This is a genomic window from Azospirillum rugosum (genome assembly GCF_017876155.1).
In the GTDB taxonomy this organism is placed as follows: domain Bacteria; phylum Pseudomonadota; class Alphaproteobacteria; order Azospirillales; family Azospirillaceae; genus Azospirillum; species Azospirillum rugosum.
The window spans coordinates 37,661-57,842 of record NZ_JAGINP010000006.1; the positions used below are offsets into that span (position 1 = coordinate 37,661).

At 59.9% G+C, this 20,182-nt stretch carries 16 protein-coding genes, 1 tRNA gene and 1 pseudogene; 13 read left to right on the top strand and 5 right to left on the bottom strand.

Going from position 1 to position 20,182, the window contains the following annotated elements; translation table 11 throughout:
- The first annotated feature begins 172 nt into the window (after nt 1-172).
- Nucleotides 173-2,104 (top strand): DNA helicase RecQ, encoded by a 1,932-nt coding sequence (gene recQ, locus J2851_RS09900; RefSeq protein ID WP_209766103.1) that lies wholly within the window; start codon nt 173-175, stop codon nt 2,102-2,104.
- Nucleotides 2,105-2,189: 85 nt separating this feature from the next.
- Nucleotides 2,190-2,264 (top strand) — tRNA-Thr (locus tag J2851_RS09905).
- A gap of 238 nt (nt 2,265-2,502) precedes the next feature.
- Here J2851_RS09905 and J2851_RS09910 read toward each other — a convergent pair.
- Nucleotides 2,503-2,664, bottom strand: coding sequence for a hypothetical protein (locus J2851_RS09910; protein WP_209766105.1), 162 nt, complete (start codon nt 2,662-2,664; stop codon nt 2,503-2,505).
- Nucleotides 2,665-3,215: 551 nt separating this feature from the next.
- Between J2851_RS09910 and J2851_RS09915 the strand changes: the two genes are divergently transcribed.
- Together J2851_RS09915 and J2851_RS09920 are read left to right on the top strand one after the other, a co-directional pair.
- A complete protein-coding gene (locus tag J2851_RS09915) occupies nt 3,216-4,397 on the top strand; it encodes a porin (RefSeq protein ID WP_209766106.1) in 1,182 nt (393 codons plus the stop codon).
- Between the two features lie 194 nt (nt 4,398-4,591).
- Complete coding sequence (locus J2851_RS09920; RefSeq protein WP_209766107.1) at nt 4,592-5,962, top strand: Fic family protein; 1,371 nt, start codon at nt 4,592-4,594, stop codon at nt 5,960-5,962.
- 272 nt (nt 5,963-6,234) lie between these two features.
- Here the strand turns inward: J2851_RS09920 and J2851_RS09925 are convergent.
- Nucleotides 6,235-6,372, bottom strand: a pseudogene (locus J2851_RS09925) (IS66 family transposase); the annotation flags it as partial.
- Between J2851_RS09925 and J2851_RS35690 the strand changes: the two are divergent.
- Entirely contained in the window at nt 6,334-6,552 is a 219-nt protein-coding gene (locus tag J2851_RS35690; RefSeq protein ID WP_307419364.1) for a BREX system Lon protease-like protein BrxL, read from the top strand. The pseudogene J2851_RS09925 and the gene J2851_RS35690 overlap by 39 nt on opposite strands.
- A 129-nt stretch (nt 6,553-6,681) precedes the next feature.
- Nucleotides 6,682-7,170 carry a S16 family serine protease gene (locus J2851_RS35695; protein ID WP_246500571.1) on the top strand — a complete coding sequence of 163 codons (489 nt, stop codon included), beginning with the start codon at nt 6,682-6,684 and terminating at the stop codon, nt 7,168-7,170.
- A gap of 288 nt (nt 7,171-7,458) precedes the next feature.
- Here J2851_RS35695 and J2851_RS09935 read toward each other — a convergent pair whose 3' ends face one another.
- Nucleotides 7,459-9,033 carry a hypothetical protein gene (locus J2851_RS09935; protein ID WP_209766108.1) on the bottom strand — a complete coding sequence of 525 codons (1,575 nt, stop codon included), beginning with the start codon at nt 9,031-9,033 and terminating at the stop codon, nt 7,459-7,461.
- Between the two features lie 521 nt (nt 9,034-9,554).
- Here J2851_RS09935 and J2851_RS09940 point away from each other — a divergent pair.
- The 3 genes from J2851_RS09940 to J2851_RS09950 all read left to right on the top strand — a co-directional run bounded on the left by J2851_RS09940 (nt 9,555) and on the right by J2851_RS09950 (nt 12,923).
- Nucleotides 9,555-10,040 (top strand): helix-turn-helix transcriptional regulator, encoded by a 486-nt coding sequence (locus J2851_RS09940; RefSeq protein ID WP_209766109.1) that lies wholly within the window; start codon nt 9,555-9,557, stop codon nt 10,038-10,040.
- Nucleotides 10,041-10,043: 3 nt separating this feature from the next.
- The gene (locus J2851_RS09945; protein WP_209766110.1) at nt 10,044-10,991 is read left to right on the top strand and encodes a hypothetical protein; all 948 of its coding nucleotides are present in this window, start codon (nt 10,044-10,046) and stop codon (nt 10,989-10,991) included.
- A 234-nt stretch (nt 10,992-11,225) separates the two neighbouring features.
- Nucleotides 11,226-12,923, top strand: coding sequence for a DUF927 domain-containing protein (locus J2851_RS09950; RefSeq protein ID WP_209766111.1), 1,698 nt, complete (start codon nt 11,226-11,228; stop codon nt 12,921-12,923).
- Between the two features lie 455 nt (nt 12,924-13,378).
- Here the strand turns inward: J2851_RS09950 and J2851_RS09955 are convergent, their stop codons facing one another.
- Nucleotides 13,379-14,614 (bottom strand): tyrosine-type recombinase/integrase, encoded by a 1,236-nt coding sequence (locus tag J2851_RS09955; protein WP_209766112.1) that lies wholly within the window; start codon nt 14,612-14,614, stop codon nt 13,379-13,381.
- Nucleotides 14,615-15,219: 605 nt separating this feature from the next.
- Between J2851_RS09955 and J2851_RS09960 the strand changes: the two genes are divergently transcribed.
- Together J2851_RS09960 and J2851_RS09965 are read left to right on the top strand one after the other, a co-directional pair.
- The gene (locus tag J2851_RS09960; RefSeq protein ID WP_209766114.1) at nt 15,220-16,914 is read left to right on the top strand and encodes an anti-phage dCTP deaminase; all 1,695 of its coding nucleotides are present in this window, start codon (nt 15,220-15,222) and stop codon (nt 16,912-16,914) included.
- Nucleotides 16,915-16,933: 19 nt separating this feature from the next.
- Entirely contained in the window at nt 16,934-17,491 is a 558-nt protein-coding gene (locus tag J2851_RS09965) for a hypothetical protein (protein ID WP_209766116.1), read from the top strand.
- Nucleotides 17,492-17,714: 223 nt separating this feature from the next.
- Here J2851_RS09965 and J2851_RS09970 read toward each other — a convergent pair whose 3' ends face one another.
- Complete coding sequence (locus J2851_RS09970) at nt 17,715-18,404, bottom strand: dienelactone hydrolase family protein (RefSeq protein WP_209766118.1); 690 nt, start codon at nt 18,402-18,404, stop codon at nt 17,715-17,717.
- Between the two features lie 116 nt (nt 18,405-18,520).
- On the opposite strand from J2851_RS09970, the gene msrB reads away from it, so the two are divergent.
- Both msrB and J2851_RS09980 read left to right on the top strand, forming a co-directional pair.
- Complete coding sequence (msrB, locus tag J2851_RS09975) at nt 18,521-19,024, top strand: peptide-methionine (R)-S-oxide reductase MsrB (protein ID WP_209766120.1); 504 nt, start codon at nt 18,521-18,523, stop codon at nt 19,022-19,024.
- Nucleotides 19,025-19,030: 6 nt separating this feature from the next.
- Nucleotides 19,031-20,050 (top strand): LLM class flavin-dependent oxidoreductase, encoded by a 1,020-nt coding sequence (locus J2851_RS09980; protein ID WP_209766122.1) that lies wholly within the window; start codon nt 19,031-19,033, stop codon nt 20,048-20,050.
- Nucleotides 20,051-20,182: the final 132 nt, after the last annotated feature.

Sequence of the window (20,182 nt, forward strand, 5' to 3'; positions counted from 1 at the left end):
GCCGGGGCAGCGGATCGGCAGTGGATCCGGCGATGCGCCACGCTTGTCCCCCCACCAATTCCGGATTGCGTCTTCCCGAATCGGGCAATCTGTGCCACATCATAGGCCTTGAGTTCGGGGTCGCACCCCGGCCACCAGATTTTGAATCGTCCAGTTCCAGAATCGCATCGGCGTGGACTCGCTCTTTTCCTTCCAGGCCCGCCCCACGGACCCGGCCCGGAATCCGGACTCCGACCCGGCGCTCGAGGTGCTGCGGTCGGTCTTCGGCTATTCCGCCTTCCGCGGGCAGCAGGCCGACATCATCGCCCACGTGATCCGTGGCGGCGACGCGCTCGTCCTCATGCCGACGGGCGGCGGCAAGTCGCTGTGCTACCAGGTTCCGGCGCTGGTGCGCGACGGCATCACCGTGGTCGTCTCCCCGCTGATCGCGCTGATGCGCGACCAGGTGACGGCGCTGCGCGAACTCGGCGTGCGCGCGGCCTACCTCAACTCCTCCCTCGACCCGGCCGAGGCGCGGGAGGTGGAGCGCGCCATGGTCCGGGGCGAGCTCGACCTCGTCTACGTGGCGCCGGAACGGCTGGTGACGCCGCGCTTCCTCGACCTGCTCGACCGCACGAAGCTGGCGCTGTTCGCGCTGGACGAGGCGCACTGCGTCAGCCAGTGGGGCCACGACTTCCGGCCGGAGTACCTGCAGCTCTCCATCCTGCACGAGCGGCACCCGATGGTGCCGCGCATCGCGCTGACCGCCACGGCGGACGCGCAGACCCGCGCGGAGATCAAGGACAAGCTGGGCCTGACCGAGGCCCGCGTCTTCCTGTCCAGCTTCGACCGGCCGAACATCACCTACCGCGTCGTCCCGAAGAAGAGCGAGCGCCAGCAGATGCTGGCCTTCCTGCGGGAGAACCACCCCGAGGACGCCGGCATCATCTATTGCATGTCGCGGGCGAAGGTGGAGGAGATCGCCTCCTGGCTGAACCAGCAGGGCCGCGAGGCCTTGCCCTACCACGCCGGGCTGCCGCCGGAGGTGCGCGAGGCGAACCAGGACCTGTTCATCAAGGGCGAAGGCATCGTCATGGTGGCGACGGTCGCCTTCGGCATGGGCATCGACAAGCCGAACGTCCGCTTCGTCTGCCACTTGGACCCGCCGAAGAGCCTGGAGGCCTACTACCAGGAAACCGGCCGCGCCGGCCGCGACGGCCTGCCGGCCAACGCCTGGATGAGCTACGGCATGGCCGACGTTGTCAGCTTGCGCCAGATGCTGGAGCAGTCGGAGGCCGGCGATTCCCACCGCCGGGTGGAGCGGTCGAAGCTGGAGGCCCTGCTCGGCTTCTGCGAGACGTCCTCCTGCCGCCGCCAGGTGCTGCTGAACTATTTCGGCGAGACGCTGGCGGAGCCCTGCGGCAACTGCGACACCTGCCTGGAGCCGGTGGAGACCTGGGACGGCACCATCGCCGCGCAGAAGGCCCTGTCGGCCGTCTACCGCACCGGCCAGCGCTACGGCGCCGGGCACCTGATCGACGTGCTGCTGGGCAATTCCACGGAAAAGGTGGCGCAGCAGGCCCACGACGCGCTGAAGACCTTCGGCTGCGGCAAGGAGCTGTCGAAGGCGGAGTGGCAGTCGGTCTACCGCCAGCTCGTCGCCGCCGGCTACCTGACGGTGGACCTGGAGGGTTACGGCGGCTTCCGCCTGACCGACGCCGGCATCCCGGTCATCAAGGGCCAGACCACGGTCAAGCTGCGCAAGGACCCCATCGTGGAGAAGCGCCGCGGCGTCCATGACGCGCTGCGCCGCCACGTCTCGCGCGGCGGGGGCGGTGCCTCCTCCGGCGCCCTGTCGGGGGAGGGCGTGTCGCGCGCCGGCGCCCGCGGAACGCTGTCGCCCGCCGACGACGCGCTGTGGCACGCCCTGAAGGACTGCCGCACCGAACTGGCCCGCGCCCAGGGCGTGCCGCCCTACGTCATCTTCCACGACAGCACGCTGCTGGAAATGGTCGCCTCCCGCCCCCGCGACCGCCAATCCTTCGCCCGCCTGCCGGGCGTCGGCGCCCGCAAACTGGACCGCTACGCCGAGGCCTTCCTGGACGTCATCGCCCAGCACGGATAATCGCACGCACCCGAAAAAAGTCCTCTTGCATCCCCCGACCCATGCGGTTATGTTCCGCGCCCACGACGACGGAAACGACGTCGACGCCGCAGTAGCTCAGGGGTAGAGCAACTGATTCGTAATCAGTAGGTCCGGGGTTCAAATCCCTGTTGCGGCACCACTCTAAGGCCCTGAAAGGTAACGCCTTTCGGGGCCTTTCCCGTTTCCGTAGGTGTTTAGTTGTTGGGTGTTAGCAACCACCCAGCAATCACGGGAAAACGGGCCTCATGGTACGTGGTGGGGTTCTAAAGTGGTTGCCCTCAAAAAGCAAACTTCACACCTGGTGCCCATTTGAGAACTCACGGGCCTCGCCCCAGGGCGCTCCTGACCTTCGCGGCTGCGGGTACGGGCGGAGAGGATCACCGCAGCAACGCGGCCGTATACGCGTTCTGATTGCCCTCGGTTTGGCCTTGGTGATGAGCGGCGGCCAACGCGCAGGAGCAGACCGGTGCACGGCTCCACGACACCCGGAGCAACTCGGCCTTGTTGGCGGCCAAGGGGTGGACGATGTTGAGCAGCACCAGCTTGTCTTGGCCCGGCAAGGGACCGGCATTGGTGACGTTCTGGCGCGCACCGGACGGCGATAAGCTCCTGCGCGGCGCCGTGCCCGCGGTTGGACACCTACGGCAGCGAGCCCGGCTCCGGAGCTGTTGTGAAAACAACCAGCGCGATGTGCGCTTTGGCGACCGCGACGACCCAACCCCAGAACTAGATCGTGCACCTGGGTTCACTCATGTGAGCTCAATGCGGCCTGAACATCATCTTGTCGGTCGTTCATGCTAACGCGGCGAAATGCTGGAATACAATGCAACGTCCGTGGGGCGCGGCGCCGAACATCTTATATCCGCTCCAAAGCCACACAAAGCCTACACCAACACGGGAAAGCGAAGCATGTTTGCGCCCCTGCCGGCGTCAGACCTGCCGAGACAGGATGTGTTTTTAGCGCCACACCCCCTACGTTTTGTTGCCCAAGGGCACCAACGCAATTGCCGAACCGAATGCATGCATGTAGCTATGGCCTCGTTCACAGGCCAAATCGGCCACTAAAGCTGCCAGGATGGAGGCAACAACTATGAACCGTTATCTGCTGGCGGGCTGCGCCGCCGTTGCTCTGGCGATGGGTGCTGGCGCGGCTAACGCCCAGGCCAAGTTCGAGGTCAAGGTCGGTGGCGACGCCTACTTCGAAGCCGGTTACGTCAGCCAGGACCTGGACACCAACTCGCGTTCGACCGAGTTCCGCAACCGCTTCCGCGTGAACATCATCCCGACCGCCAAGGCTGACAACGGCCTCGAGTACGGTGGCCGCATCCGTATCCGCGCTGCCAACGGTGACCGCAGCGTGGACGCCGACCGCGCGTACATCTTCGCGCAGGGCGCCTTCGGTCAGGTCCGTCTGGGTGTGAGCAACTCGTTCAACGACGAGACCTACATCACCGGCCCGATGGACTACCTGCCGCTGGCTCTGTACGATCAGGTCATCAACTGGCTGCCGGGCAACACCGTTTCGGGCACTGCCCTGAACACCAACACCATCGGCTCCGGTGGTGCGAGCATCACGACCCGCAACAGCATCATTTGGCCGTCGCTGAACGTCGATGCCAATGCGACCAAGGTTGTTTACTTCTCGCCGCGTATCGCTGGTCTGCAGTTGGGTGCCAGCTACACCCCGCGCAACGACAGCAACAACACCGACATGAACCGGTCGAAGTTCACGTCGTCCGCTCTGGCCAGCGTGTTCCAGACCGGCATCTACGAGGACGTCTGGGAAGTCGGCGCGAACTATAGCAACACCATCGCCGGCTTCACCGTCAAGGCTAGCGCCGGTTACATGGGCGGCAGCGCGCTCCGTGGTACGGGAGCATTCGCGACCAACTACAACGACCTGACCGGCTGGCAGGCTGGTGCGCAGATCGGCTACGCTGGCTTCGCGGTTGGCGGCAGCTACATCGACTACAACCGTTCGGGCGAGAACTCGCTGGGCTTCACCGAGGGCCAGCGCAACTACACCGCTGGCATCCAGTACACCACGGGCCCGCTCGTGGTTGGCGCGAACTACAAGTTCGGTGCTGACGCTGGCTCGACTGCCGTCGCCGGCAGCCGTCACCTGAGTGTCTACGAGGCTGGTGTCGGTTACACCGTCGCCCCGGGCCTGACCCTGCAGGCTCAGTACGACTACGTCACCAGCAAGTTCGAAGGCGCCCAGCCGGACGACGATGCGCACGTCGTGCTGGTCCGCTCGGTCCTGGCGTTCTAAGCCAAGGTCGCTCGCGACTGACAACGGGGCGGTGGCTTTGGCCACCGCCCCTTTTTGTTGCTTGTTCCTTCATGGAAACAGATGATGGAAGGCCAGTACGGCCTAAAGCATGGAAGATCGCGGCACTAAAGAGCTTTGAAAGCGGATCACACCTGTTTAGAAGTAGAAAAAACGGGAGCATTGAGAAACATCTAATGGCCAAGCCAGCGATGGATATTCACCAGATTGCTTCCGTATTTAAGAGAGCGCTGCTCCAACACGGTGGGGCGAACACGCCCACGGCTTGGCCTCAAACTTTGACCAATTCTGATTTGCTTAAGCTTTTTAGGAGCGAAATTGACGCAGCGCGCAGTCTTGGGGTTCGTTGGGAAGAAATTGCTAAAGAATTAGCTCGGGCAGGCATCCACAAGAAAACTGGAGCCTTGTTTACGGGGCCAGAAATCCGCGTGTACGCAAGCCGTTGGCCGCAGCAACCATCGACTTTGTCTCTAGAGACGGGCGCTACACCTGCGCCACGATCTGCATCGCCTCCTGCGATCATTTCACCCGCAACTGTTTTAGACAGCTTTCCAAAGCGATTGATAGCGTCCTTGACGTCAACCAAGCACCAGCTTCCTGCGACTGAGCAACACTCAGTTGCCGCACGCATGCTGATCCGGCTTGAAGCGATGTCGTCGTCGCGTATGGACGGCGTTCGCTGCACATTGGAAGACCTTCTCACACTTGAGGCAAGAGGAGAAAACACTGATCTGCCGAGCCGCCCTCAGTCGGTCCATAAAGTAAGGCAATATGTATTGGCGCTGGAGCGATTTATTCCAGTCGTCAGGGAAGGCGGTCCTACGGAGCTGACGGTGGAGCTGATCCACCATCTTCACCAAATTGTTGTGATGCATACTTCCCAATCTGCCGACAACCCCATCTACCGCAAAGGTATCGATGTTGATCAGATAAAGACTTGGCTCGCTGATTTGGCCGAATATATGCAGCAGCTAGAGGAAGACCCTGTAAGCGCCGCTGCGCTGGCGCGAGCCGCAATCGCTCATGCTCACTTCGACGCTATGCAACCCTTTGCAGCCGGGAACGGACGAGTTGGGCGTCTACTGCTTACTTTGATGTTGTCTGCCTACGGCTTTAGAACGATTTTGGTTTCAAAGAAAATCGAGCAGCTAAAAACTGAGTACATCGCAGCCTTGCGCCGAGCCCAAGAAGCGCAAAATTGGACCCACCTCGTTAGCTTCATTGGAAATTCCTTAGCGGCAACCCAGAAAGAAGATAGTGAAATAGATCATGGCATTGTCGACTTGCCTGCATTGTGGAAACATCAGCCTGGTTTTCGCAATGGTTCTGCCGCATACCGGACGCTCGACCTCCTTCCTTCCTATCCTGTTGTGACGGCTAGATTGCTCACGAACCTCCTGATGGTAAACCGCGCGGCATCGTACAAAGGAATAGAACAGCTTGTCGGGGCGGGCATACTTGTTGAGCTAACTGGTAACCTGCATAGCCGCACGTTTGCGGCGCCTGCGGTGCTACGTGTCCTCGAGGGAGCATTAGGGGAGCAGTAGTTGGACCGGCAACCACGGGCAGTTAAGGCTTTCAGGCAGCGCAGCGTGGGTGAGTTTGAAATTCTGAAAACGTTCGGCCTGCGCTTTGGTCTGGAGATCGGGCTTGGGCGCCTTGCGCCGGGTGCGCCACAGTTCGATCAGGAGCCAAATCAATTATGCCCATACCCCCGCGCTGGGCGGCGAGCAGGGAGCAGGCGTGGACCAGGAGGAGGTGGCGGACCCCACCGGTGTTTGCTCACCGGGCCGGCCGCCCGTGATCGGCCAGTGATCGGCTAAGCGACGACGAACTTTCCGTCCACGAGGTCGCGGATGGCGGTCCAGGCGGACTGGCCTTGCCGGCGCGCCGTTCCGGTGACGGAACGATAGCCGGCGTGGATGTCCGGGCCCCAATCGGAACGGAAGCCATTGGTGCTTTGCGGACGGTCTCGGGTCTCTTGAAGCTCCTCTATCCCCATGGCGACTACGACAAGGAAGCCGTTCGTCGCTGCCTTGAATACGCCCTCGAAGCACGCCGCCGTGTCAAGGAGCAGCTCAAGAAAATCGGAGGGATGGAATTCTACGACGTTCACTTCTCCTACATCGACCAGTAGACATTGGAAGAGCGGTGGATCACCGTGCCCGAGCAGGGTGGCGGCAAACTCATCCCCGAAGGGCCGCTTAAGCCCGGTGTCCTGCATTCTATCGCCACAGGTACCAGCGGCCACCTCGGACTGTACCGATTGGAAACCCAGATTACGGCCGGCAATGGTAAGCTGACCACCTCCGGCTTGGGATCGAACTCGGCTGCAAAGGAGGCGGTGAAGGTCGCCTTCGATTACCTGGAAGCCAACCTTTCGCGGATCAACGGCCACGCCAAAGCTGGTGACCACGATTTCCACCTGCACACGGTCGAGCTTCACAACACGGGTGCGGCTAGGGCTATGACTCTGGCGAGCTTCGTCGCGTTCTGCTCGGGGGCGCTCGGGAAGCCCATTCAGAGCCAAATGGTGGTGCTCGGGGACATGAGCCTGGGCGGCAGCGTCGCTCCCGTTGAAAACCTTGCCGAGTGCCTTCAAGTGGCTTTTGACGCGGGTGCTAAGCGCATCCTGATCCCGATGTCAAGCGCCGCCGACATCCCGACTGTAACGGCCGAACTGTTCACCAAATTTCAGACGTCGTTCTTCAGCGACCCTATCGATGCAGTCTTCAAAGCATTCGGAGTTGACTGACTCCGATTCTCGCGCGAGGCAGGAGAATGAACCACCGCTCCAACTTTCCTGACAAGATCACCTCTTGCCTCTGCACGTGGGAAACAGCACCGCGCCTCAATAGTCTACACCCGCGCGCCTATCAGGCACGTACTCCCAGGTTTTTGCCTCACAGACAACGCCAAAAAGCCGCTATGGACTCGACACTTCGTTCATGCCCACGAACTTCATGGCATTCGGCAGAGAGTTTTTTTGCGGCTCATTGTATTCATAGCTGAACCTCACAATCGGCCGCAGAAGCTTATGAAGCTACTTCTCGCGCTCACGCAGTTCTGAATTCGCCACATGAATTGGTGCACTGCTTGCGACGGCGACCTCCCGATCCTCCCATCGAAATACGACAACCATATTTGCATCGTCGAGTTGTACAATATGCACCCGTACTGAATCGATGTCGGGTGGGAATGCTTGGTAAATGCGCACAAAGTCCGACAGCGCAGCTTGACAGTGTGGGAACTTCTCCGGCGGAATAGTGAAATCGCCTAACACCAGTGTATCTCCGGTTGGCCTCGATCTGCCCGTCAAGTTTCTTCCTTCGACAGCGAGGGTTAACATAGTACCCCCGTGCGGCGTTGATTTATGATCAATTCCTGGATGGCTCCCGCCAGTGCCTGACGTAGAAAAGTATGGCGAAAAACTCTCCATGGCCTTCTCCGTTACTTTGAAGGCTTGCTTTTCCCGCGTTCGGATGGTCTTGAAGATTGCTGCATTCAATACACTTGGCTCCTCAACCAGATGCAGCAGGAGCTCGTCCGTTCCGGCCTCCGAGCAGACGAGGCGGAATTCAGACTGCCTGGATTGCGATTTCTGGATAGAGCAACCTGCCGGGCTGCTCAGTCGAGAAAGAAAGTGCCTGACTCCGATCTCGCTGATCGCAAACTCCGCAGGAACGGGCAGCACAGGTAGGTGGTGATCTAGAACAACGAGCGTCTCGACCCGGGGTTCTTTGTGAGATCGCGCAACGAGGACAGCTTTGTGGCAAACCTCTGGGCCACCGTTTATGAGACGTAAATCAACGCCCAAACCTTCATCACCATCCGGCAGAATACCTACGAGGTAGAAGAGTCCATGCACAAGCTTGGATGAGGGGGCCCCCTCATCCAAGCTGCTGTTGTCAACAATCGCGACCGGAGGCTTCAGCGCCTCCGCATTTCGATCCTCATCGGCATATTTGAGAAGCTGCTTTTCCAGGCGCCCCTCATCGTAATCCAACATATCAACAACTCGCGCAAGCCCGTCTTTCCCGACATGGACCAAGGCAACGACAAATCCTTCCTGCACGTCCATAGTCCCAACGAAGCGGAAGGGTTCCGATTTAGACATCGCCGAAGCTTTTGCCCGACCTCTCTGAATGCGCACTTCTCGTTCAGCCTTCCCCTCATCTGCACCCCGCGACTGTAAATCGCTTTCCACCGCCTCGGAGTACGCCTTTTCGATTCCGCTCTTTTCCTTAAGCCACTCGGACAGCGTCTGGTTGGGCGGCTTCACGGTTGATGCATGTTGAAGGACCTTGGCGTATTGGGAGTGCGAAGCCTCTCCAACCGCGCCGAAGGCAAGCTTGACGACGGGCAGAAACGGGTTGCGGTCGTCCCATGCGCTCCATCGCTTGCTGGATTTCTGACGGACGAAAGCTTTCAACTTCGCCATATCGTCATTGAGGGCACCAACCACGAAGTCGTAAATCTGTTCAAGAGCCTCATACAACTGGTCGCGCGCGCGCTTCTCTGTGCGGCTGTACTTATTCACACTTTCTTCGACTTCTCGGAAACGGCCTTCCATATCGGCGAGGTCGGAATGCGGGTCGTTAGTGAATTTTCTAGCCATCGTTGCCGCGCACCTGAAGTTGCCACAAACCTTTAGGCCCTAAAGGTATTCATGGGCAATATCACCTGTACAAGGGTCGCGTCCGTCCTCTCGCGTGGCATTGGTGGAAGAGAAATGTTCCGACGTGGTGCTTCCGAAAGAAGGAGGCCACTTGCCCGTGGAACGACGCCTCGTGCGGAGACTGGTGAGGGACATTTCGCGGAATACCGTTCGACGACCCTTATGATGATGCGCTCCCTTCGGCCTCGAAGGAATTGACACTTCTCAAATCAACCGCACTTAAACAAACCGGCAATATAAATAAAAAAGAGGCCGCCCCATATGACGGCTTCTGAGTGTGTAAACAGGACACGTGAGGACAGGGCGCACACTAATTTTCATTAAGAGGTGTGCACCGAGCACAGCCGCGTAAAGACGAAGCCCATGCCCCCCTCAGAGTTCAAGGACAGGGACCTTAGATCGCCCTGTTTTCCTTTCGCCCTCTCCCTCACAACCCACACTCCTCACTCATAGGTTCCATCATGTCGGAGAAGACCCACGGACCGGTGCCGTGGAGCGGCGCCCGTGCGCTCGCCCCAGTTCGTTCCGCTGAAACCAAAATGGCTCGTCAGAGCCGACCATTTTCCATTCTTCCTCGTTTCAAGGAGAAGGCGAAGCACAACACAACGCTGACGGCTTCTGTCCCAGCTGGCTGTCCAGGGCTGAGTCGGCCTCCTGCTGGGGGTTCGAAGAGCCCAATACAGTCGCCTTGTCCCGACGATGCGGAGGTCGTTGCACGCACCGGTAAAGGTTGTCCTCAGCGTCTGACGTTCGAGCCGGGGCAGCTCTACACGACACAGCAAGTGGCCGCTGTCACTGGCCTCAGCGCGAAAGCGTTCGAGGCGTGGCGGCTGAAGGGCTTTGGCGGTCCTTCGTACATCAAGCTGGGCAAAGCCGTGCGCTATCGGGGCGATGATCTGCTGGCGTGGATCGACGCGAACCGCTGCAGCTCGACGTCGGAGAACTGACCGATGGCCAAAATGCGCATCACTCCCGCCCGGATTTCCCTGTCCCCTGGTCCCAAGGCGGACAAAGATAACTTGAAGACCGGTTGCACGTCGGCAACGCAGCGGCCTCCATCGTGGGCCGACCGGCTTCCGCTGCCTCCTGTCCAACACGATGTCGCTTGGCTTACGAAACATTGGAAACCGAAGGAACGGTTCGAGACGGCTGACCAGGTGCGGGAGCGACGGGACAAGCTGGTTCGCCTTCTGGAGAATGGCGAGAATGCGGCGCGACGGGTCGCAAAGCGACTGAAGCGGTGCAAGCCGCAACGTCGTTGCGGTTCCGGAGCGTGTCCGATCTGCGGTCGGCGGTTCCGCCGTTGGTGGGTCGGCGAGGTTTTGAAGCTCCTATCCTTTACCGAAATCACGGATGGTGACAATGACGCCGTGGTGCTCAGCGTCACTTTGGTGAACCGGGATCATCGACGGCAAGCGGGCCAGCTTCACACCTTGGATTTGAGGAAGCTGATCGATCAATACCGGACGCAGATCAAGAGGGCCGGGCTCAATGTCCGGTTCATGGTTGGTGCCGTGGACATCAGCTTCAACATTGATGGGCTGAAGCGGTGGGAGCCGCATTGGTCTCCCCACCTCTACCTCCTCGTCAATGGGGCCACTTCCAAGGCGATCCGAGAGGCACTGGAACGTCATCTGATCGCTGACGACGCTGTGCCCCGGCCGATTCGCATGCGGACAGTGAAAAACGGCGTGAAGGCGGCATCCTACGCATGGAAATCGGCCTTTTTTCAGCGGAACAGCTTCTTGGACGGATTGGGCAGGCCGAACACTTGGCCATACCCGATGAAACCGACCCAAGTTCGAGAGTTGATGATCTATCTGGACCGGTATCAGCCGACTGACCGCCTGTTCCTGCGGAACGTGCGTCGGCATGGCTGGAATTTGGTCCCTTTCTAGATCGCGCTGATTTTGTCCTCACAAATTGAGGATGAAGATCGTCGGGAACGGCTTACGGAGGCTCGGAGAACCTGTTTCAAGCCTTCCATGACAAGAATGAAGAACGGAAGATAGCAACACTGCATCTCCGTCTATTTCCCTAAACCCCACATTACGGCAGCCGCCATCTCGCTGTGCACCGTGTGCGTTGTGTGCGCGCATGGGAAGCCGTGCGTCTGCCTTGGAGCCTCTTCAATGAGTAGCAATGAGCTTGGTAACGGTAAACTCCGTAGGTCTAAGGCCGAAGCATGCAACGACGACCAGCAGGCGCCGTTGACTGTGATCGGCTACGGCTACGACGCATTGACTGGACTCCGCTACACCGTCGCGGAGTTCCGAAACGGGAAAGGTGAGCGGGTCGAGGCCCTCATCTCGGCCAAGGACAAGGCCAAAGGCGAGCCCCGCATTATGGATATTCTCGCGCATTCGGGTTTCAATGTCCCAGGATCGTCGAAGCGTCGCCGTGCTCTTGTTGAACTTCTTGACAGCAGTGTTGCGCCTGATGAGTATGTTGTAGTCTCTCGTGTTGGATGGTCCGAAGCGAATTTCTGCCTGCCGACCAACGTCTATGGCCCCAAAAGGAAACGTGTACGGTTGGCGCTGCTCGATGGGGCGGCCAATCATTGGTACGGCAGCGCGGGCGGCTATGAGCAATGGCGGGAACACGTTGCTCTTCCCTGCGGTGGAAACCGCACGTTGGTATTTGGTTTGGCATTCGCCTTTGCTCCGCCCCTGATGGGCATCTGCGCGGTCGAAAGCGGAGGCTTCCAGCTCACTGGTCCCTCCTCCATCGGTAAGACCATGGCGCTGACCGTCTGGGGCTCGGTGTGGGGCGGCGGCGGCAAGGATGGTTTCATCAGCTCTTGGCACACGACGATCAACGCTGTCGATACGGAAGCCGCGCTGCACCGGCACGTCCCAGTGTTCAAAGATGAGGCCAAGCTTGCTGACAATCCAGGCGGTCCCAAGGCGGGCGAAATTGTCGCCAAGGCCGTTTTCCAGTACACCGGGGGGCAAGCCAAAAGGAAGCAGCCCGATCGGGAAAAACCGGTCACTTGGGACGCCCTGTTCTTCAGCTCCAGCGAGGTCACGTTCCCGGAGTTGGCCAAAGATGCGAACATCGAGCTCACGGTGGGACAGATGGCCCGCATGATCGACATTCCTGCGGATGCTGGAAAGGGGCATGGCATCTTCGAGACATTGCATGATGAAACAGACGCTGCCTCTGCGGCGAACGCCTTGAAGGAGGCCGCCAAAACCCACTTTGGCACTGCGTCCGACAAATTTCTCCAACGCCTGGCCGAGGATTTGGCCAAACGTCCGAAATGGCTGAAATCTTGGGTGGGGCGGCGGATGTCGCTTTATCGGAAAACCATGCCGCACAACAACGCGCAAGGTCCATACCAGCGCATCGGAGACCGCTTTGCTCTGGTGTATACCGCTGGTGCTCTGGCCGTTTTCTACGACGTGCTGCCATTCACCCGCAAGGAAATCCTTTCGGCCGTCCGTTACTGCCACGAACGCGCCATGCTCGATGAATTGAACGCTGGCATCAACCGCGCACGCTCCGGTGTCGATGTTGTCCGAGCCTATCTCACCAACAGTATCGCCAACTTCGGAGACGCGGACGGTCGCGACGCCCTCATGGACTATGACAGCGTGCCGGGCTTCGTCAACCGGCGCTGCCGCACCCCGGAAATTCTTATCTTGAAGGATGTGTTCGATACGATTGTGTGCGCCGGTCGCGACCCGGATAAGGTTTTCTACGACCTTCTCACTGCGGGGTACGCAACCCGACACACCACCGGCCCGAAGCACATCCATCGAAAGCTTCCCAAACCGTTCGGGCGTCAACGGGTGATCTGCATCTCGGGGCACATCCTCAAACTGTAGAGCAAGTTGCGAGCTCAGAGTGCCCTGTAAGCCCGGCCGAACGACTTCGGTCGGGCTTGTTTGACAAGTGGCCCGCGCCTGCACCAACGCCTGCGCAGACCAGCACAACGAGCCTGTCTGGACGGCATTGGATGCTATCTGCACTCAACCGACCGTCGCACCAATGTGCCGTGGGACATCCCCTCGCATGAACTCCCGAGCGAGGAGATTTACCTCGGCCACAGCGCACACGTGCCAGTAGGCGCGCCAGGACATCACGTGCGAAGTCCGAGTTGTGGGAGCGATCCTGGAAGTCGTCATGGCGCCGGGCGTCCCGATCACCGCCTTTCAGAACAGCGGATCGTTCAATGGACCAAAATTCATGCTCCTGAATCTCAGGATCGGGCGCGACTCCGAACCAACCGAGACAACAGGTGCCAATAGCGCGCCTTGCAGTTCGTGATAAAATCCTCACCCTAATCCGGCGGGTGTGCGCCAAAAGGCGCTTCATCATCGTCTGGGTGCTTTATTGTTTCCATGGCGGAATAGATCGCGTTTCCAATAAGATTCGCGGCGGCGAGTGCGGGGTCGATGTCCACGTGAGCATAGCGGTTGGTAGTGCTCGCTTGTGTATGACCAAGAAGGCGGCCAACAACGGGAAGACTCATTCCTTGAGCCACGCCCACGCTGGCCGCTGTGTGCCTCAAGTCGTGCAATCGGACATCGGACAGTCCAGCGCGCTCACAAATGCGTTTCCATGGCTTGGCGAGGTTGATCAAGGGTTGGTCTTTTGATCTGCCCCGAATGATGTATGGGCTGTCCTTTGACGTGGGCAACGCTTGCACTTCCCGCAGCACGTTGATGGCCGGTTCGCTCAAGAACAGCGGCTTGCGACCGGTTTTGCTGTCGGGAAGTTGAATAATGCGGCTAGACCAGTTCACCCAGCTCCACTGCGCGGTCAGAATTTCACTGAGCCGTGCCCCGGTGAGCAATAGAAGCTGGATGGCGGCCACCATGTACGGCGTCTCCGTCTGTGCGGCGAGCCCCGCGCGAAGAGCATTGCCCAACCGAGCCAGTTCCTCGCTCGTCAGGTAACGTTCACGATGCTGCTCCGGGAATTTCCGCACATGGCGACACGGGTTGGTGTTATCGGGCCGCATGCCCCAGAGTTCGGCGAGATTAAACAGCTTTGAAAGGAGGGCCAGAGCGCGGTTTGCCTGGTAGGGGGTTTCGGCCAAACGACGGTGCAAGCTGGCGACATCGTCTCGGCTTATCTCCCCCACCTTGCGCCTTGCGAGGATCGGCCCAATGATGCCCCGCCACTTTTGCAAGTCGTCGCGCTGTGAGGACAGCTTTTTCCGTGGGAGGTGCTCCGCTTCGTATCGCGTCCACAGGTCGGCCATGGTTGGGGCCGCCCGGGCGGTCAATCTGCTGGCTTGTGGGTCCTCGCCGCGAGCCACGGCGGCCAGCGCCTGCGTTGCCATCGCGCGCGCTTGGTCCGCTGTGATGACGCCGTGCGTCCCCAGGGTCAACCATCGCTGCTGCGCGTCGCGCCCACCCGCGCCTGCGCGGTACTTGACAACGTAGCGGCGTTGCCCAGTGGGGAGCACCTTCACCCCGAAGCCCGACAGTTGGTCGTCCCACAGGAACACCGGCTTCTCGGAGGGCGCCTCAGCCTCAACGGCGCGCTTGGTGATTCGGGTCGTCGCCATCGCGTCCTCGCAGCGGTGGTTGCCAGCATGGACACGGTACACCGCGACTCGGCGAGCAGCAACCACTTAGCAACCACCCACCCTCGGTGCAGATGGTAGGAGATCGTACCTCATCGCGGGCGTGTTCTAAACTGGAGAAAAAAACGTAGTGTTATCAATGTTGTATAGGGTAACGTAGGAGCTCATAGAACATCATAGGGTTACGCCTTTTTCTAAACTACTGATTCGTAATCAGTAGGTCCGGGGTTCAAATCCCTGTTGCGGCACCAGTTTCTTAAAGGGCTTAGCGCTACCGCGCTAAGCCCTTGTTCGTTCCAGGCAATATCCCAGGTAACGGTTCGCAGTTCCGCGTCTGAAGGCGGAAAGTGCGCTTGTGGCGGGCTGAACCCTTCTCCCCGCAGTGCGAAACGCATGTTGCCGCACTTGTTACGGTTGGCGGCATCGGCCCGCATCAAAATGCCGAACGGCTCATGCATGCACCTTCAGACAACCGTGCTTATGTGATATCGATTACCCAGCTACGGATACGCGTTGCGGCTCCCGACGTGACAATTATATCACGCTTTGTCCTCGGGTGAGCACGTCAAGAGCTTGGGTGAACTTGTATGTCGAACACTGCTGTCAATCTCAACACCTCTCCAGTGTCCAGAAGCGTTGGAAATGCTCAATCACCCCAACAAACAATCAAAGAAGCGTCTTCGAACGAGTTGTTTTTCGCCCTAGTTGGACCTGCGGGTGCTGGTTGCAGTCGCGCAGCAGAGCGCCTGATGAAGGTGCTTGAAACTACAGCCATAGATGGAAATAGGTTTAAATTCTGCAGAATTAAGGCGAGCGATCTCATAACTGAGTGGGCGCAAAGAACCGGCAAGGCTCTTCCGAATGGTGACCGAAAGACCATCGACAGGGTTACAGCCTATCAAGACCTTGGCGACATGATGCGTCGTGAGATGGGAGAGGCGGCTATCGCACTTGAAGCTATTGCGGCTATTCGCGCCAAGCGGGCGGAGTTTATGGATACGAAAGTAAACCCTTCGGAGCCCGTGACTCCTGATAACATGCCGAGGGCATACATTGTAGATTCACTCAAAAATCCGGCAGAAGTCCGTCTATTGCGGGAAGTTTACGGCGACGCGTTCATATTGGTTGGGGTTGTCTGCGAAGAGCGCGAAAGGGAAGAGCGCCTTCTGAACGCCTTCTATACCATTCCTGAACAAGCGACACAGGGCAAACACGCTCGCGATATGGTGCGCAAGTTAATGTCCAGAGATGCAGGCGAAAACCAGGGTGATCATGGACAGCATGTGACTGACACTTTTCATGAATCGGACTACTTCATAGATAACTCTGAAGATGACAAGAAGAATGAAAAGCCATTCCTAAATGAAGAGTTTGGTCGCTTGATCGAGGTTATCACGCATTCCGAAGTCAAGCGCCCTCGCATAGAGGAAACGGCTATGCACATGGCCTATTCCGCACAGCTACGCAGCTATTGTCTTTCGAGGCAAGTAGGTGCTTGTCTTATTGATAGCTCTGGAAACATTCTTGCGACGGGTACGAACGAAGTTCCTCGTGCCGGCGGTGGTGTATACGGCGAACGACATGATCATGATGATAACCGGTGTTACTTTGCCGATTTTGGCGGATGCAGTAACAATCGTGTTCAGAATGCCATAATTGAGGAGGTTATTGAGGCGGCAACCGGCAAGACACGTGAAACGGATGTGGCCGGCGTCGATGCTCTAACGAAAAAACTACGTAGCACTGCTCTCGGCGGGCTTATCGAATTTAGCCGTGCAGTTCATGCTGAGATGGATGCTATACTCTCAGCCGCCCGTACTGGCGCATCCCTCGTTGGAAGCAGACTTTTTGTAACTACGTTCCCCTGTCATTACTGCGCGCGGCATATCGTGACGGCCGGCGTTTCCGAGGTCCATTACATTGAGCCATATCCGAAAAGCAGGGCCTTGGATCTGCATAAAGATTCTATCACTACTGAGACGTCTGGATGGATGTCTCCAGAAGAATTTGACTCACCTAGAATTGCCAAGTTCCAAAATGAACGGGCTACAGAACAGGGTAGGCAGTCTGTGGAAAGTGAGCCTGGCAATAAGGGAAAGGTGCTATTCCGACCATTCATTGGCGTTGCGCCGAGATTGTATCAGCGTGTGTTCTTGAAAGACCGACCTTACAAGGACAAGGTTACTGGAAAGTTTGGCATCGGGAGCCCAAAAGGTTCAAATCCTTGGCAACTCCATAGGGTTAGCTATGCAGATCTAGAGGTCCGGCTTGTTGACCAATAAAATTAGCTGGGACATTAACATGGCTTCACAGCCCAACGATGGCAAGGTTGTTCCCTTCGTACGGAACAGGAATGTTCCGGACGAGGAGCAAGCTCGCGAGACGAAGCCAAAAAGTAATAAGCGAGCCCCAAAGCAACTTGAGCTGAAACTCGACCGAGAAAGGGAGGTTGTTTTTTTAGGGACAAACTCGATCACGAACCCTGTTTTTCTGCGGACCATTGTGGATCTACAAGCTAAGTTTGTATTTGATGTCCGATATGTGGCTAGGTTTGATTTTTCGGGACGTCCATCAAGAGTTGCTTACAACGCACTCTTAGAGAACTGCGGAAGGTATTTTCCGGTACCTTTTGCCTTTCACAGCAGCATTGACACGCCAGAGCTCGGAGCCAAACTTACTGAGCTCGGAGAAGATATTGTTCGACGGATGAAGGATATCAACACCGGGATCAATGGGCCGATACTTCTTCTTGTAGACGAAGCGCGGCACGGTCGACTGTCGGGTCAGGTCGTTGCATCTGTGCTAACCAGCGAGACTGGTCGAGACTGGTTCTCTAGTGATGCGATGAGTGAGCGCTGAGCAACAAATCTCAGAAGGTGGGGATTGGACAAATTCCCCCTTCTGAATTTCCTTGCAGGTCGGGTGGGCAAAGTTCAAATGCCAGATGATCGTGCCTTTCCCGCCTTTAGATGAACTAATACCGTTACTATGTAGCGTTTTGCGGCACAAGGCGATGGTCGCCGCGCTGCAACCCTCATCAGCGCGGCGACCATCCTATCGTGTCCTTCCCGTCCCCGCCCCCTCAGAACACCGCGCGCAACAAACCCAGCGTCCGTTGCTTCGCCAGCGCGGCGCTCTCGGCGTCGTAGCTCGCGCGTTCGTCGCAGTTGAAGCCGTGGCCGGCGGGGTAGAGGTGGACCATCACGCTCGGGTGGCGGTCGCGGACGCTGTCGGCGACGGTCAGGGGGATGGCGTGGTCCTTTTCGCCGAAATGCAGCAGGGTCGGGGCGCGGGGGGCCTCGTCCAGGCGGTTGGCGATGCCGCCGCCGTAATAGCCGATGGCCGCGCGCACCACCAAGCGCTGCGCCGCGGCCCAGGCGACCGTGCCGCCCCAGCAGTAGCCGACGATGGCCGCCGCCCCGTCGCCGCCCAGATGGGCCAGGCCCGCGGCGACGTCCTTCAGCGCGTCGTCGATGGTCACCTTGCCCATGATCTCGCGGCCGCGCTGGATGCCGGCGTCGTCGTAGGCCAGTTCCACGTCGCGCTCCGCACGGTCGAACAGGGCGGGGGCGAGCGCCCGGTAGCCCTCGGCGGCAAAGTCCTCGCAGACGTTGCGGATGTGGTTGTTCACGCCGAAAATCTCCTGGATCACCAGGATCTGGCCCTTCTCGGCGCCGGCCGGCCGCGCCTCGTAGCCGCGGAAGCGGTGGCCGTCGGACGCCGTCAGGTCCAGCCAGTTGCCCTGTTGTTTGCCGCCCTTCTGAGTGCTCATGGGGGTGTCTCTCCCTTCATTCGATTTGCGCATTGAAGATAGCGAAGGAACGCCGGGTGTCATCGGCGGCGGGGGCGCCAATATGTAAGGGCCGCCATGCCGAGAGGGCCCGCCCCATGACGACTCCATCCGAAACCCCGCACGCCTCCCCGCAGACGTCCCCGGCCGGCTTCGACCTGACGCCGCCCACGGCCGAGCAGCGCCGAACGCTGGAAGCCCGCCTGTCCGGCGAGGAGCGCCGCGTGCTGCTGAGCCACGGGACCGAGGCGCCGCATTGCGGGACGCTGCTCCACAACAAGACTCCGGGCACCTACTGCTGCCAGCTCTGCGGCCTGCCGCTGTTCCAGGCCGGCACCAAGTTCGAGTCCGGCACCGGCTGGCCGAGCTTCACCGCCCCCTTCGACACCGCGCATGTGAAGCTGTTGCAGGACAACAGCTACGGCATGGTGCGCGTGGAGACGCTGTGCGCCCGCTGCGGCAGCCACCAGGGCCACGTCTTCCCCGACGGACCGCCGCCGACCGGCGTGCGCTTCTGCATCAACTCCGTGGCCCTGCGCTTCGAGCCGGAGGGCGCTGCCCTGGCCAGGTCGGTGCAGGACTACATCGACAGCATCGGATGATTCCCCATGGCCGCTGACCACGCCATTCCCTTTTCCGTTCTGGACTTGGCGCACGTCCCGCAGGGGAGCACCCCGGCGGACGCGCTGCGCAACACGCTCGACCTCGCCCGCCACGCGGAGCGCTGGAAGTACAACCGTTACTGGCTGGCCGAACACCACAACATGGTCGGCATCGCCAGCGCCGCGACCTCCGTCGTCATCGGCCATGTGGCGGCGGGCACCAGCACGATCCGCGTCGGGTCGGGCGGCATCATGCTGCCGAACCACTCCCCCCTGGTGATCGCGGAGCAGTTCGGAACGCTGGAAACGCTGTTCCCCGGCCGCATCGACCTGGGCCTGGGCCGCGCGCCCGGCACCGACCAGATGACGCTGCGCGCGCTGCGCCGCGACCCGGAGGCGGCGGAGAACTTCCCCCGCGACGTGCTGGAGCTGCAGGCCCTGCTGGGCCCGGTGCAGCCCGGCCAGCGGGTGCGCGCGGTCCCCGGTGCCGGCACCAACGTGCCGTTGTGGATCCTTGGGTCCAGCCTGTTCGGCGCGCAGCTCGCCGCCGCCTTCGGCCTGCCCTACGCCTTCGCCTCGCACTTCGCGCCGGACGCGCTGATGCAGGCGCTGGAGGTCTACCGGGCCGGCTTCCAGCCGTCGGAACAGCTCGACCGGCCTTACGCCATGGTCGGGGTGAACGTCGTCGCGGCCGACACGGACGCGGAGGCCAAGCGCCTCTTCACCTCCCCGCAGCAGAGCTTCGCCAACCTCGTCCGCGGCACGCGCGGCCTGCTGCCGCCGCCCATCGACGACATCGAGAGCTATTGGTCACCGATGGAGAAGGCGCAGGCGTCCAACATGCTGTCCTGTTCCTTCGTCGGGTCGGCCGACACGGTCCGCCAGGGGCTGGAGGCGTTCCTGGAGCGCACCGGCGCCGACGAGCTGATGGTCGCCTCGGCCATTTACGATCACGGGGCGCGCCTGCGCTCCTACGAGATCCTGGCCGACGTGCACGCGGCGATGGCGGCCGGCCGGGGCGGGTGAGGCGGCCGGAGCCATCCCAAATTGAGGGAGTTGTGCGGCGCAACGGCGCAGCGCGCCTCGCGGACTGCGCCCTGGACCGGGCGCGGATCCGGTCCTATGGTGGCGTGACCCGGTTCGTAGGGAAGGAGGGGA

Bases quoted from the DNA above. Each gene is read 5' to 3' on its own strand.
- J2851_RS09980 (WP_209766122.1), top strand. From the start codon at position 19,031: ATGGCCGCTGACCACGCCATTCCCTTTTCCGTTCTGGACTTGGCGCAC.
- J2851_RS09970 (WP_209766118.1), bottom strand. From the start codon at position 18,404: ATGAGCACTCAGAAGGGCGGCAAACAACAGGGCAACTGGCTGGACCTG.
- J2851_RS09950 (WP_209766111.1), top strand. From the start codon at position 11,226: ATGAGTAGCAATGAGCTTGGTAACGGTAAACTCCGTAGGTCTAAGGCC.
- msrB (WP_209766120.1), top strand. From the start codon at position 18,521: ATGACGACTCCATCCGAAACCCCGCACGCCTCCCCGCAGACGTCCCCG.
- J2851_RS09940 (WP_209766109.1), top strand. From the start codon at position 9,555: ATGTCGGAGAAGACCCACGGACCGGTGCCGTGGAGCGGCGCCCGTGCG.
- J2851_RS09965 (WP_209766116.1), top strand. From the start codon at position 16,934: ATGGCTTCACAGCCCAACGATGGCAAGGTTGTTCCCTTCGTACGGAAC.
- J2851_RS09935 (WP_209766108.1), bottom strand. From the start codon at position 9,033: ATGGCTAGAAAATTCACTAACGACCCGCATTCCGACCTCGCCGATATG.
- J2851_RS09945 (WP_209766110.1), top strand. From the start codon at position 10,044: ATGGCCAAAATGCGCATCACTCCCGCCCGGATTTCCCTGTCCCCTGGT.
- J2851_RS09915 (WP_209766106.1), top strand. From the start codon at position 3,216: ATGAACCGTTATCTGCTGGCGGGCTGCGCCGCCGTTGCTCTGGCGATG.
- J2851_RS09920 (WP_209766107.1), top strand. From the start codon at position 4,592: ATGGCCAAGCCAGCGATGGATATTCACCAGATTGCTTCCGTATTTAAG.
- J2851_RS09955 (WP_209766112.1), bottom strand. From the start codon at position 14,614: ATGGCGACGACCCGAATCACCAAGCGCGCCGTTGAGGCTGAGGCGCCC.
- J2851_RS09960 (WP_209766114.1), top strand. From the start codon at position 15,220: ATGTCGAACACTGCTGTCAATCTCAACACCTCTCCAGTGTCCAGAAGC.